14 protein-coding genes and 1 tRNA gene are annotated in these 13,351 nt (G+C 66.2%); 8 read left to right on the forward strand and 7 right to left on the reverse strand.

The window, feature by feature from the left end:
• Positions 1 to 33: 33 nt before the first annotated feature.
• Together ACWFRF_RS13700 and ACWFRF_RS13705 are read left to right on the forward strand one after the other, a co-directional pair.
• Entirely contained in the window at positions 34 to 1,182 is a 1,149-nt protein-coding gene (locus ACWFRF_RS13700) for a fatty acid desaturase family protein (RefSeq protein ID WP_379312841.1), read from the forward strand.
• Entirely contained in the window at positions 1,183 to 1,500 is a 318-nt protein-coding gene (locus tag ACWFRF_RS13705; protein WP_378995513.1) for a hypothetical protein, read from the forward strand.
• A 4-nt stretch (positions 1,501 to 1,504) separates the two neighbouring features.
• On the opposite strand, the gene ACWFRF_RS13710 is transcribed toward ACWFRF_RS13705, so the two are convergent.
• Positions 1,505 to 2,035 (reverse strand): DUF4254 domain-containing protein, encoded by a 531-nt coding sequence (locus ACWFRF_RS13710; RefSeq protein ID WP_378995515.1) that lies wholly within the window; start codon positions 2,033 to 2,035, stop codon positions 1,505 to 1,507.
• 335 nt (positions 2,036 to 2,370) lie between these two features.
• Here ACWFRF_RS13710 and ACWFRF_RS13715 point away from each other — a divergent pair, with 335 nt between their 5' ends.
• The gene (locus ACWFRF_RS13715) at positions 2,371 to 2,691 is read left to right on the forward strand and encodes a hypothetical protein (RefSeq protein ID WP_378629895.1); all 321 of its coding nucleotides are present in this window, start codon (positions 2,371 to 2,373) and stop codon (positions 2,689 to 2,691) included.
• Between the two features lie 2 nt (positions 2,692 to 2,693).
• Here ACWFRF_RS13715 and ACWFRF_RS13720 read toward each other — a convergent pair whose 3' ends face one another.
• From ACWFRF_RS13720 to ACWFRF_RS13735, 4 genes are all read right to left on the reverse strand, one after another.
• Positions 2,694 to 3,686, reverse strand: a complete 993-nt coding sequence (locus ACWFRF_RS13720; protein ID WP_378995517.1) for an ABC transporter ATP-binding protein — start codon at positions 3,684 to 3,686, stop codon at positions 2,694 to 2,696.
• 2 nt (positions 3,687 to 3,688) lie between these two features.
• Positions 3,689 to 4,522: an ABC transporter permease gene (locus ACWFRF_RS13725; protein WP_266298325.1), complete on the reverse strand. Its 834-nt coding sequence runs from the start codon at positions 4,520 to 4,522 to the stop codon at positions 3,689 to 3,691.
• A complete protein-coding gene (locus ACWFRF_RS13730) occupies positions 4,515 to 5,378 on the reverse strand; it encodes an ABC transporter permease (protein WP_378995519.1) in 864 nt (287 codons plus the stop codon). The genes ACWFRF_RS13725 and ACWFRF_RS13730 overlap by 8 nt, the downstream gene beginning before the upstream one ends.
• 275 nt (positions 5,379 to 5,653) lie before the next feature.
• A complete protein-coding gene (locus ACWFRF_RS13735) occupies positions 5,654 to 6,187 on the reverse strand; it encodes an OmpA family protein (protein WP_378995521.1) in 534 nt (177 codons plus the stop codon).
• A gap of 411 nt (positions 6,188 to 6,598) precedes the next feature.
• Between ACWFRF_RS13735 and ACWFRF_RS13740 the strand changes: the two genes are divergently transcribed.
• Both ACWFRF_RS13740 and ACWFRF_RS13745 read left to right on the forward strand, forming a co-directional pair.
• Positions 6,599 to 7,165: a nucleoside deaminase gene (locus tag ACWFRF_RS13740; RefSeq protein WP_378995523.1), complete on the forward strand. Its 567-nt coding sequence runs from the start codon at positions 6,599 to 6,601 to the stop codon at positions 7,163 to 7,165.
• A 1-nt stretch (position 7,166) separates the two neighbouring features.
• Complete coding sequence (locus ACWFRF_RS13745; protein ID WP_452450180.1) at positions 7,167 to 8,138, forward strand: antibiotic biosynthesis monooxygenase; 972 nt, start codon at positions 7,167 to 7,169, stop codon at positions 8,136 to 8,138.
• 118 nt (positions 8,139 to 8,256) lie between these two features.
• Here the strand turns inward: ACWFRF_RS13745 and ACWFRF_RS13750 are convergent, their stop codons facing one another.
• On the reverse strand, positions 8,257 to 9,075 hold the full coding sequence (locus ACWFRF_RS13750; RefSeq protein WP_452450181.1) for an MBL fold metallo-hydrolase: 819 nt from the start codon (positions 9,073 to 9,075) through the stop codon (positions 8,257 to 8,259).
• A 108-nt stretch (positions 9,076 to 9,183) separates the two neighbouring features.
• Between ACWFRF_RS13750 and ACWFRF_RS13755 the strand changes: the two genes are divergently transcribed.
• On the forward strand, positions 9,184 to 9,792 hold the full coding sequence (locus ACWFRF_RS13755; RefSeq protein WP_452450183.1) for a helix-turn-helix domain-containing protein: 609 nt from the start codon (positions 9,184 to 9,186) through the stop codon (positions 9,790 to 9,792).
• Positions 9,793 to 9,990: 198 nt separating this feature from the next.
• Here the strand turns inward: ACWFRF_RS13755 and ACWFRF_RS13760 are convergent.
• A tRNA-Arg gene (locus ACWFRF_RS13760) sits at positions 9,991 to 10,067 on the reverse strand.
• Between the two features lie 136 nt (positions 10,068 to 10,203).
• On the opposite strand from ACWFRF_RS13760, the gene ACWFRF_RS13765 reads away from it, so the two are divergent.
• A complete protein-coding gene (locus tag ACWFRF_RS13765) occupies positions 10,204 to 12,252 on the forward strand; it encodes a cytochrome c oxidase assembly protein (RefSeq protein ID WP_452450185.1) in 2,049 nt (682 codons plus the stop codon).
• Positions 12,249 to 13,226 carry a serine/threonine dehydratase gene (locus ACWFRF_RS13770; RefSeq protein ID WP_378995549.1) on the forward strand — a complete coding sequence of 326 codons (978 nt, stop codon included), beginning with the start codon at positions 12,249 to 12,251 and terminating at the stop codon, positions 13,224 to 13,226. Before ACWFRF_RS13765 ends, ACWFRF_RS13770 begins: the two co-directional genes overlap by 4 nt.
• Positions 13,227 to 13,351 lie beyond the last annotated feature (125 nt).

Genomic DNA, 13,351 nt, shown 5'->3' on the forward strand with positions numbered 1-13,351 from the left:
GACACCGAAATACCAGCAAGGGGAGATACAGCCATGACGATCCTCACCGAAGGCAAAGACGGTCCGGTCATCCTGAGCCCGGAGCAGGTCGAAGAACTCGGCGCCGCGCTCGACGCGATCCGCGCCCGCGTCGTCGACGATCTCGGCGAACGCGACCGCGACTACATCTACAACATCATCAAGACCCAGCGCGGCTTCGAGATCGCCGGCCGCGGCCTGATGTACCTGGGCTTCCTGCCGCCGTTCTGGCTGGCCGGCGTCGCCGCCCTCGGTGTGTCGAAGATCCTCGACAACATGGAGATCGGCCACAACGTCATGCACGGCCAGTACGACTGGATGCGTGAGCGCGGCATCAACTCCCGCGAATTCGACTGGGACACGGTCTGCCCGGCCGACCAGTGGAAGCACTCGCACAACTACATGCACCACACCTACACCAACATCGTCGACATGGACCGCGACATCGGTTACGGCATCCTGCGGATCGACGAGGCGCAGAAGTGGAACCCCTACTACCTGGGCAACCCGCTCTACGCCTTCCTGCTGATGACGTTCTTCGAGTGGGGCGTGATGCTGCACGACCTCGAAGCCGACAACATCATCAAGGGCAAGCGCAAGTGGTCCGACCTCAAGCCGCTGCTCAAGGGGCAGGGCAAGAAGGCGGGCAAGCAGGTCCTCAAGGACTACGTGATGTTCCCGGCGCTCACCGGCCCGCTGTTCCTGCACACGCTGGCAGGCAACGCGGCCGCGAACCTGGTGCGCAATGTGTGGACCTACTCGATCATCTTCTGTGGTCACTTCCCCTCGGGCGTGCAGACGTTCTCCAAGGAGGAGACCGAGGTCGAGACCCGCGGTGAGTGGTACGTGCGCCAGATGCTCGGCTCGGCCAACATCAACGGCTCGCGGCTGTTCCACATCATGTCGGGCAACCTGTCGCACCAGATCGAGCACCACCTGTTCCCCGATATCCCGGCGAACCGGTACCCGGAGATCGCGCCCGAGGTGAAGGCGCTGGCCGAGAAGTACGGCCTGCCCTACAACACCGGTCGTTTCTCCAAGCAGATCGGTTCGGTCTGGGGCAAGATCTTCCAGCTCGCGCTGCCCGATCGTTTCGTGAAGAGGGCGCCCAAGCCCGGTGTTATCGTTATGCGTAATCGGAAGGCAACCGAAGTGGGCGTGTAAATGGTCGGCAAATTCGAAAGCAATAAAGATCTGGTCCAGGAACTGACGTCCTCCGGTGCCCAGCGGGTCGGCAAGATCGCGACTCTGATCACCGGAACGGTCGCCGAGGTCGCTCGGGAGATCGGTGAGTTCGTCACCGACGCGATCGAGATGCGAGAAGCCGCGGCTGCCGCTCGTCGCGACGCGGCGCAGGACCGGGCCGAGGCGGAGTTCGCGAAGGCGCGCGATGTCGAGACCGACCCGGTCGACCTCGACACCGCGACCGACGGCGATCTCGATTCGGCGCCCGTGTTCGCCGAGCCGGGCGACAAGGCCTGACCATTCACCACACCGGCAACCGCCTGCGGTGTTCGGTGACATCGGTGATCAGATCCCGGTAGCCGTCGGTCAATTCGGCAAGACGACACCACTGCAGATGGGTGCGAGCCTCCCGCTGCCGTGGTGTCGTCGTCGTTGGGGCCGGTCCTGCGATGGCCTGCTGGGCGGCGATCCATTTCGCCGCCATCCGGTCGATCACCGCGCCGAGGGTCTCGGTGTGCAGCGAGGCGCCGTCGCGGTGTTCCACATGGGCGGCGACCCAGCCGTCGATGCGGGCGATCAGCGCACCCCGGTCGTTGTCGATGTCGTCGACCAGGCGCGCGCACGCCGCCCCGGTGCTGCTCGAGGCGGCGGGGTCGCGTGCCTGCTCCAGCACTCTGCGCCGGCGATCGTGGCAGCTCGCGAGCCCGCGGGCGGCGTCGAGAACCCGGTGCGGTGCCGGGTCGGGGTGGTCGGTTTCCAGAAAGGCCCGCAACAGCGCTGAAGGAGTCGGCAGCTGTGCGGCATCCAAACGGTGGCCGTGATCGATCGGCATGGGCACGCCCCCTGATAACACTGTTGTGCATGGATACGCCAGAGCCGAGGAGGATGGGTGTGGGGGTGCACTCCCCGGCACCGGCGTAGCCCCGCCCGGACGTCGACAAGAGTCCGCGACGCTGCGGGTAGAGAAGACGGCCCGGGGGAAATCGGGACCCTTTCAGGAAAGCGCGATTCGGCGCCGACGCGCAATAGTGTGGTGGACAAACCCGGTGGTCGGCAGAAATTGTTATCCAAAATTACGGCCGGGTCTCCCCACGAGCACTCCCGGGTAACCGCGGTGGCACATTTCCGGCAATCATTTCGGCGCCGAATGCACTAACCTCGATAATTGTGCCCGCTTACGTCTCATCGCCCGAGCTGACCTTCGGGTTCCTGTTCGCCCTGGAGGACCCAGAGCGCATCGCCGATGTCGTGCGCGGCCTCATGGAACGCCGTGCGGTGTCGGTGTTCCGGCTCGCGCGCCTGTCCGACGACGACGGCCCCCCCGAGCGCTACGTCGTGAACTGGGCTGCCATCCCGCAGATTTCGATCACCACCGGAGCCCCCGACGACGAGGAACTGCGCGCGCAGCGGATCATGCTGGTCAACGCCTTCCTGGGGGAGGGCGGCGAGGTGAGCATGTACTCGGGAAACCCGGACGGACCGAGCTGAATTCAGCGGGTCGACTCGTAGATCCGGCGGACCACGTCCTCGATATCGGGTTCCTCGATCGACAGATCGCGCACCTGCGCCCGGTCCGACACCGCCGCCAGTAAAGCCGCGGCAGTGGTCTTCTCGGCGTCGAACGCCAGGCGCTGGCGCATGCCGCCCGCCTCGCTGGACAGCAACTGTGCCCCACACGGCAGATCATCGAGATCCGGTGCGGGAGCGGCCAGGTCGACCACCAGCACCCGGCGCGCGCCGACGGTGGCGCCGAGCCCGGCCAGTGAACCGTCGTACACCAGCCTGCCGTAATCGACGACGAGCACCCGATCACAGAGTCGTTCGATATCGCCCATATCGTGGGTGGTGAGCAGCAGCGTGGTGCCGCGCTCGATCCGTTCGGCGCGCAGGAACTCCCGTAATCGTTGTTTGGACAGCACGTCCAGGCCGATCGTCGGCTCGTCGAGAATCACCAGCTCGGGCGAATGCAACAGTGCGGCCGCAACTTCCGCGCGCATGCGCTGACCGAGCGAGAGCTGGCGGACAGGGGTGTCGAGGGTGTCGGCCATTTCCAGCTGTTCCACCAGTTCGTGGGTCCGCTTGTCGGCGATATCGGGATCGAGGCGATGGATCGCGGCCAGGATCGCGAACGATTCGTGCAGCGGCAGGTCCCACCACAGCTGCGAACGCTGCCCGAACACGACGCCGATGCGCGAGGCGAGCTCCTTACGCTGACGCACCGGCTCGAGGCCGCAGGTACGCACGGTTCCGGTGGTCGGCACCAGGATGCCGGTGAGCATCTTGATGGTCGTCGACTTGCCCGCGCCGTTGGCGCCGATATAGCCGACCGCCGAGCCGCGTTCGATCCGGAAACTCATCCGGTCGACGGCAGTGATGGTGTCGCGATGTCGGCGCCAGCGGCTGCCGTTCTTGCGATAGACGGTGAATTGCCGGGTGAGGTCATCGATGTCGATGATCGGATCCTGGTGCTCGTGCTCGTCCATCGTTATCCCCCTCCTCCCTGATAGTGCCTCGTACCGATCCGCCATGCCGCCGATGCGAGCAGCCACACCCACGCCGCGGCGAGTGGCGTCAGCCACGCCGACCACGCGGGCAACAGTGGTGGGCCCGGCAAACCGAGCAGGGCGATCGTCGGCACGTATGCCGTGAACGCGACGGGAATCGCGAACCCGAACAACAGTTTCAGCGGTGTCGGGAACACCGAGGCCGGCTGCATCGCGGCGAACGAACCGCCGTAGGTGAAGCTGTTGGTGAGCTCGGCACCGTCGATCAAGAAGAACTGTAGTCCGGCCGCGCATACGAAAAGGCCACAGAACAGCGCGATTCCACTGATCAGGGTGATCACGATCAAGGTAACCGGGGCGATGCCCCAGTCGATATCGTTGCGCCACAGCCCGATCCCGAGCACGATCACCGCGACCGCGGCCCGCGCGAGTCTGCGTAACGAGATATCACTGGTCACCAGCTGCAACAGCAACGGTTGTGGCCGAAGGTGATACGCGTCGAGGGTGCCCATCCTGATCATCGAGGGCAGGGAATCCAGATGCCCGACCGCGACCTGGGCCAGCGCGAAGGAGGTGTTGGACAGCCCGAACAGCAGCAGCGCGGCATCCACATCGAGGCCGCCGAGGGTCTTCACGTTGTGGAAGATGACCCACACCTCGGCGAACTCCACCAGCCCGATCAGGAAGGCACTGAACACCTCGGTGGCGAACGAAAGGCGGTACACCTGCTGTGCTTTCACACGCGAACGCAATACTGCGAGATAGGGAGTGAACCAGGTCCCGGCAACAACGCGCGCGGAATCCGGTTCAGCCACCCTGTACCTCCAGCCTGCGTTGTCCCGCCCGCAGCAACACCCTGCCGAGCAGTCCGATCACCAACACCCAGAAGCCTTGTATCGCAACGATGATCAAGGCATCCGACCCGGCGGCGCGCCCTGACAGCGTATCGATCGGCGCCTGCAGGATGGAGGGAAACGGCGTAGACATGGCGACGACACGCAACCAGTCGGGGAACATGTGCACCGGGACGAAAAGCCCGGCCAGGAACGTTCCGACGATCTGATACAGCACCCGGATGCCGCGGATCTCGACCACCCAGAACCCGATCAGCGCCACCGCGAACAGGCACAGAAACGACAGAGCCACCGCGAGCAGCACACTGATCAGACCGAGCAGATAGGCCACCGGCGTACTCGGCATCGACAAACCGAAGGTGGCGGCGCCGATGACGATGCTCGGTACCCCGCGCGGCAGGATCGTGCAGGCGGCGCGGCCCATGTCGGTGGCCAGGTAGCCGAGTTGCACGTCGATCGGACGCAGGAAATCGATCGCGACGTCACCGGTCTTGATCCGGTCGACCAGGTCGATCTGCGGTCCCATGAACTGAGTGGCGCCCAGTAACGCCTGCGACAACCACACATAGGCCCCGATGGTGCCCTCGTCGTACCCGCCGAAATCACCGGCGGCACGCACCGCCGCGACCATCACCGCCGCACGAACGAACCCGAACACACAGTTGGTGAACAGCCCGGCGAACATCGCCAGCTTGTATTGGGCCTGCCGCTTGAATCCCGCCCGCGCCAGCGTCCAATACACCCGGAAAGCCCCGGGCTTGCGACGTCGCCGCACCGCGAAGGCAAGCCCACCATCCCCCGCCACATTGCCCCGCACAATCAGTCAACTCTAGGCCGATCGCCACGAATCAGGACGAGAACGGCACGGATCGCCGACGCCCGCCGCGCACCGGGCTATCGGCACATGCTCAGTCCTTGGGGAAGCCCGTCGCGAACAAGATCGCGATGGCGACCGAGCTGACCACGGAGATGGCAAGGATGATCCACATGGGGCGAAAGATTACCCGGCCGGGGGCACCACCCCGGCATCGCACCGCCGTGACCGGCATCAGTGCAGGTCACGGCGGTGTCTGGGAGGTCGGCGGCAGCCCGCTATTTGTCGACCACGGTGATCGCGGCCTCGTTCGCGTCGACCTCCGGGTCGGAGGGATTCGCGTCGGCCTTCACCGTGATGCGCGACTTGTCGATGCCGTCGCTCTCGAGGGCGGCCGCGATGTTGTCACCGCGCGCCTCGGCCAGGGATTTCGCCGAGGCGGTATTCGAATCCTCGGCGTAGGTCGTGATCTGGATCTCGGTGTCGTTGCCCCGCAACGGGACGGCTACCGCTTTGAGAGTCGCGACGGCAGCCGTGCTGAGATCGGAACTACCCGCGTCGAAGGTGATCGGTGCGGCGGCCAAGACCGTGTTGATCGCGTCCTGCACCGCTTGCTCCGCGGTGTCGCGCACCGTGCTCATCATCGAGGATGCCGTCGCGGCGACGCTGCTGCGCATGGCGTCGGTCTGGGTGGTCTGGGTGGTCGTGGTGGCTGCCGGTGCGGAGGAGTCGTCATCGGAGCTACACGCCGCGGTCATCAGCAGGACCACCGCGATCGAGGCGATCCCACAGACGCTGTTTCTGAGTTTCAACGGATTCTCCTTGTGTGTGAATGCCGGACAGTGGGTCGTGCGGAAGAGCTGCGGTTCGGCCGGTTCGCTGGATCGCAGAACAGTGCCGCGATGGCGAGAGTCACACAGCGGCGGCGTGTGCGGCTCACCCGAAAAGGGTGAGTCGGCCGAACATGGCGAACTCGGCACGGTCGCCGTCGGCCGCGCCCTGCCTCAGGACACGGAGCGGTGTCCAAAACCAGGCAAATGCGTCGCCATTGCGCACGCTGTTCCGCAGCGGTCGGGCCGGAGGTAGATTCGATATGCGGCAGAGGCTGAATTGCGTGTGCGGTCGGGCCGCGACGGCATCGAAAAGCCGTCAGGTGTGGCGCCGGGAGAATATGCCGTGTGCCTGTCAAGTGCGTCCGAACCACAATTCGAGGTGCAATACCTATGACACCGGATGAACTCATGGAAGAAGCATGCAGGCTGGCGAAAGAGTCTGTCGACAACGATTGGGGTGGACCGTTCGGCGCGGTGATCGCGAAGGACGGAGTGATCGTCGCGCGCGGGCAGAATCGGGTGCTGCTCACCGGTGATGCCACCGCACACGCCGAAATAGAAACCATCCGCAAGGCCACCCAGGTCCTCAACGGCGAGGCCCCGAGTATTTCCAAAGAGCATCAGAACGAGTCGACGCTCGAATTGGTCCCGCGACCTGAAGGATCACCCGACAAGGTCCCGGAACGCGCGAAAATGTTGATGGGGATGGAAATATTCATCAGCGGCGCACCATGTCCCATGTGTATGAGCGCAATCTATTGGGCACGTCTGGACGCAGTGCATTTCGCGAGCGACCTGGCCGACACCAGCGAAATCGGCTTCGACGACGCGTATCAATACGAGGACTTCACCAGGCCCCTGCCCGAGCGGTCCGTGAAAATCGAACAGTTCCGCAGGGATCTGGGCGCTGAAGCGTACAAGACCTGGGCCGAAAAGGCCGATAAGCACCCGTACTGACATGACGGCCTCGAAGGCACCGTCGCCGAGGCCCGCCGCGGCGACGGTGGTTATCACTCAGCAGCCCCGAGTCGGCCGCGAGAGCGAGTTCCGGCGGTGGCAGGCGGAAGTGAACGACGCTGCGGCGGCCTTCCCCGGATTCCTCGGTGCCGACGTGACTCCACCGGGCGACGCTCAGTCCGACTGGTCGGTCGTCTATCGGTTCGACGACATCGTCAACCTCAAGCGCTGGCTCGCCAGCGATACGCGCGACGAACTTCTCGCCCGCGGAACCGGGCTGTTCGAACGGCCGTCGACGCAGCATGTGCTGGTCGACGAGCCGGCCGAAGAGGTAGCGACCGTCGTCGTCTCCCATCCCGTGGCGGCCGACCGCGAAACGGAGTTCATCGCGTGGCAGGACCGGATGACCGAGGTCGAACGGACATTTCGAGGTTTTCGCGGATCCGGGTTGCACCGGCCGATCCCCGGTGTTCAGAGTGACTGGACGATCATCTATTCCTTCGCTTCGGCCGAATATCTCGACCATTGGCTCGAATCGCCCCAGCGCAAGGCCCTGCTCGAAGAGGCGCCGGACTTCAGGGACTTCGAGGTTCACCGAATCGCCAACCCCTACGGGTCGTGGTTTCCGCCGAGCCGGACCGGCGAGGACGGCGGTCCGGCATCGTGGAAGACGGCCCTGTCGGTCCTGGTAGGGCTGTATCCGACGGTCGTGATCCTCACCGTGATCATCGCCGAGATCTGGCCCGGCGCGCAGCTGTGGATCAGCCTGCTGGTCGGGAACATCCTGTCGGTCAGCCTGCTGACCTGGGTGGTGATGCCGGTCGTCACCCGCGCGCTGGGATTCTGGATGCGATCGGACCCCCGCCCCGATCCCCGCACCGACCTGGTCGGTCTCGCCTGCTCGGTCGGTTTCCTGACGCTCGCCGCGATCTTCTTCTATCTGGTGACAAGGGTGTTCTGGACGCTCCCGTGACGTCGATTTCGTCAATAGGCCCGGTGAAGTCCAACTGTTCCCGGTTCGTCTCGGCTGGCAGGCGAGTTCGGCCTCCTGGGCCGCCATGACGAGCGTGGCCCCGCGCCGACAGGCTCGATCAGCCGATCGGTGGTGCGAGATATTCCAGCGCGTAACCACCGCCGGAGGGGGTTACGCGGGCGATGCCGGGTGAGTCGAGGTGGGCGCCTGCCACGAAGTGGTCCGGTTGAGTCAGCTGTTCGAGCAGGGCCGCTCGCGCGGCGCGGGCCTGGGACTGGTTGCCGTCGAACTCCCAGGTCACGTTCGGCTGATCGAATTGGAGCGTGGGGACGTGGACGGTGTCACCCCAGACGAGAAGGTGGCCGGTGGCGCTGCTGACGTCGTAGACGGTGTGACCGGGTGTGTGGCCCGGTGTCGGAATCGCGGTGACCCAGTCGTTGATCGTGACTTTCTCGGACACGGGTACGACCCGGTCGCGGATCGGCTCGAGCCGCCCCGTGAACACCGAGGTGTCGCCCGCGCCGATCCACACCCGCTCGAGTTCGGGGAACGCCTCCGAACCGTCCGGCGTGATCAGGCCGCTCACGTGGTCTTCGTGGTTGTGGGTGATGGCGACGTCGGTGACCTGCGCCCGGTCGATTCCCGCTTCGGCGAGTGCGTCGTAGATCAATCCCATGGTGGGGTCGTGCCAGACGTCGGACGCGCCGGTGTCGATGAGAACCGACCGCGTGCCGTCGGTGACGAAGAAGGCGTTGACCGACAGCCGCAAGTTGTCGCCGGCCAGCGGCACGGCGGTCGGCAGCGCGGGGAGCGGGCGCCCGTCCTCGCCGCGGAGCCGTGTCGGTGGCATGTCGATGTACCCGTCTCGCAACGAGATCACCTGCAGACCGCCGAATTCGAACGTGGCATGGTGCCGGCCACTCGAGATCAAACGCATGGAGCCTCCATCGTGTTGGGCGCGTATCGCGCCTCTCCGATGGAAGACTAAATCTTCTTTAGGAGAAAGTCTACACTGCAGCGAGGTATCCATCGATCGAGGAGCACGGTGGTCGAGCAAGACGCAAACGTGGCCGAATCACAGGATCGTGATGACCTGGCAGGCGCGTTCGGCCGTAACGTACGGCGACGCCGTGAGGAAGCGGGCCTGACGCTGGAACAGCTGTCCACACAGTCGTCGGTCAGCCGGGCGATGCTGTCCAAGGTCGAACGCGGTGAGAAGAGCCCGACAATTGGTGTCGCGTCCAGGATCGCCCACGCGCTCGACGCGTCGCTCTCGGACCTGGTCGGTGGAGCAGCTGCTGCCGCGTCCGGTGTCGCCGTTGTCCTGCGCAAGAACGATCGCCCCGTTTTCCGTGACCCGGAAACCGGCTTCGAACGGCACATGGTGTCGGCGGCCCCGGGGGCGGGAGGCGGCGAGATGGTTGTCCATTACCTCCCCGCACAGGTCTCTACCGGGTTGCTGCCCGCGTATCCGCCGGGTACGGAGAAGCAGCTCGTGGTGCTCGAAGGCACCCTCACCGTCGCGATCGGCGGGATCATCGAAATCCTGAATGCAGGCGACTCCCTGTTCTTCCAGGCCGACGCGGACCACGGCTTCGCCAACCGAACGGACGCGCCCTGCGAATACATCATGGTCATCTCGCGCAGAACCTGACCGGCCGCGGCTCGCGGGCCCCGGACAAAGCTGGCCAGGGCATCGCCACACCCACGGCATTCTTCGGGCTCGCAGATCTGCGAGCAGAAATTCTCGCTCGCCATCACGCGATCTACCTGCAAAGTCCCTAGCTGTTGAAGCATTGTGCCGAGAATCAAGAAGGCTCCTGACCGGCAATCTATGCGGGTCAGGAGCCATTGGCGCCCCCGGCAGGAATCGAACCTGCGACCTAGGGATTAGAAGGCCCTTGCTCTATCCAACTGAGCTACGGAGGCAGTCGCATCAACCTTGGCCGAAGTCGGCCACGCTGTCCAGCTCGAAAAGTATAGCGACCGACCGGATCGTCGAGCGCAGGCTCGGGTGAGCGCCCCCTCGGGGCGTCGCCGGGCACGTCGAACTACCCTCGTTGTCATGTCGTTATCGCAGGACCCCACCGCTGGACCCGCCGTCGACGGCGGACCGCCGGCGGATACGGGTCCGGCGGCGCCGTTCGGTGTACTCAGCGTTGTGGCCGGGTGTATCGCCGCGGTTGTCGCGGCCATGGTGGTCGGGTTGTCGGCGGCGCACGCGCTCAGCTTGCTCGGTATACCCGATCCGGGGGCGTTGACAACATATGGATTGCCCGCGTTGCGCGCGGTGGCCGATCTGGCCGCCGCGATGACCGTCGGCTCCCTGTTGTTCGCGGCGTTCCTGCTGCCCCCGCGCGACGGCGGGCTGCTCGAGGTCGGCGGTTATCGGGCGGTGCGCCGCGCCTCCGACGCCGCGCTGGTGTGGGCCGCGAGCGCGGCGCTGCTGGTGCCGTTGACCGTGTCGGATACGACCGGTCAGCCGGTGAGTGCCATCTGGCGACCCGAAGTGCTGTGGCCGGTGATCACGCAGGTCGAGGTCGCGGGCGCCTGGCGGACAACGGTGTTGTTCGCGCTGATCGTGGCGATCGGCTGCCGGTGCGCGTTGCGCTGGGGCTGGACACCGGTGCTGCTGGCAGGCGCGTTGGTGACCATGATGCCGCTGGCGCTGACCGGGCACTCGTCCTCCGGTGGCTCCCACGACGTGGCGACCAACTCCCTGATCCTGCACATGGTGTCGGCCTCGGTCTGGGTGGGCGGGCTGATCGCGGTGCTGGCGCACGCGATGCGTGGCGGCGCGAACACCGATATCGCCGCCCGCCGGTTCTCGGTGGCCGCGACCATCTCGATCGTGGTGATCGGCCTCAGCGGCGTCGTGAATGCCTGGGTGCGGGTGCCCGTTTCGGACCTGTTCACCACTACGTACGGCAGGCTGGTGCTCGCGAAAGCGGCCGCGCTGCTGGTGCTGGGCGCCATCGGCTACTTGCAGCGCCGGGCCGCGCTGCCCGCACTGGCCGCCGACTCGCGCGACCGCGGCGCGCTCATCCGTTTCGCCGGCGTGGAGATGCTGATCTTCGCGGCGACCATCGGCCTGGCAGTCGGCCTCGGCCGCACCCCGCCACCGCCGCCGACCACGGTGCCGACGCCGGTCGAAGTGGAGCTGGGTTACACCCTCGCGGGCCCGCCGACGGTGAGTCGCCTGCTGTTCGACTGGCGCTTCGACCTGATCTTCGGAACCCTGGCGATCGTGCTCGCCGCGCTCTATCTGCTCGGCGTCCACCGGCTGCGCAAGCGCGGCGATGCCTGGCCGATCGGGCGGACCATCGCTTGGTGCAGTGGCTGCCTGGTGTTATTGCTGGCCACGTCGTCGGGGGTCGGGCGCTACGCGCCGGCGATGTTCAGCGTGCACATGGGTGCGCACATGGCGTTGTCGATGCTGGCGCCGATCCTGCTCGCCCTCGGCGGCGCGGTGACCCTGGCATTGCGCGCGCTCCCGCCCGCGGGCCGCGGTGGTGTGCCGGGGCCGCGCGAGTGGATTCTGGCGGCCGTGCACAACCCGGTCTCGCGGTTCCTCACCCAGCCCGTGGTGGCGTCGCTGATCTTCGTCGCCGGGTTCTACGCGCTGTATCTGGGCGGAATCTTCGACACCTACGTCGACTCGCACGCCGCCCACCTGATGATGAACACGCACTTCCTGCTCAGCGGCTACCTGTTCTACTGGGTGGTGATCGGCATCGATCCCAAGCCGCGCGAGGTCGCACCGCTGACCAAGCTCGCGATGGTGTTCGGCACGCTGCCGTTCCACGCGTTCTTCGGCATCGCGCTGATGAGCATGACCACCGTGCTGGGCGACTGGTTCTATCGCACCCTCGACCTCGGCTGGAACATCGACCTGCTCGCCGACCAGCGCAACGGCGGCAGTTTCGCCTGGGCCAGCGGTGAGGTGCCGCTGGTGGTGGTGATGCTCGCCCTGCTGATCCAGTGGTCACGCAGCGACACCAAGCTGGCCAAGCGCACCGACCGGGCCGCCGATCGCGACAACGACGCCGACCTGACCGCCTACAACGCGATGTACGCCGAGCTGGCGCGGCGTGACGGCGAGGTCCGCCGGTGAGCGGATTCGGTGTGCCGTCGAGCGAATCGACCGAGCGGGCCGAACCGGAGCGGGTGCTGCGCACCGATGTGCGGGCGGCGCGGCGGCGGCTGGCCGGTCGGGTACGCAAGACTCCGGTGTTCCACACGAGTGTGGACGGGCCGAACGGGCCGGTGCCGGTGTCACTGAAAATGGAATTCCTGCAGCACGGCGGCACATTCACGGTGCGTGGCGCGCTCAACGCCCTGTTGTCGGCCGGCAGCGGCGCCGACCATGTGGTTGTCGCCTCGGCGGGCAACGCGGGTATCGCGGTGGCGCTGGCCGCGGCACAGCTCGGCAAGGAATGCACGGTTGTCGTGCCGGAATCCGCGCCGCACACCAAGGTGGCCGCGATGTGGGCGCACGGCGCCGAAGTGCTCTGGCACGGAACGACGTACGCCGAGGCGCAACGCCGGGCGCTCACCCTGGCCGCCGAGCGCGGGGCCGACCATCTGCATGCCTACGACATGCCCGCCGTGGTGGCGGGCGCCGGCGTCATCGGGCTCGAGCTGGAAGAACAGGTGCGCGGCAGGCCGCCGGTGCTGGCCGCGGTCGGCGGCGGCGGGCTGATCGCGGGCCTCGGGGCGGCACTGGGCAAACGCAGGGAGATCGTCGGCATCGAATCCGAGCACATACCGGTGCTCTCGGCGGCACTCGCGGCGGGCGCGCCGGTCGATATCGACGTGGCCTCGTGCGCCACCGAGTTGCTGTGCGCGACCAGGGTCGGCGACATCGCCTTCGACATCGCCCAGCGGCACCAGATGCCCGCGATCGCGGTGGCCGACGACGCGGTCGCCGCCGCCCGCGAATACCTCTGGCGGGAGTTCCGCGTGGTGGTCGAGCTCGAAGGTGCCGCCGCGCTGGCCGCCGTGCAGAGCGGTGTGTACACACCGGAGCCCGGCGTACGGCCGATCGTGGTGCTGTGCGGAGCGAACACCGAGCTTCCCGTGCTCTGACACCGACGTTGTCCACAACTGCCCGATTCATCCACAGATCGACTGCGCGCGCCCCACACTCCCGTTTGCCAGGTCATTCTTGGGTGGTCAGAGCGAAAACGGTGGATTCGAGCGGGGGCGAGCAC

The sequence above is a fragment of the Nocardia sp. NPDC055165 genome, from assembly GCF_053606985.1.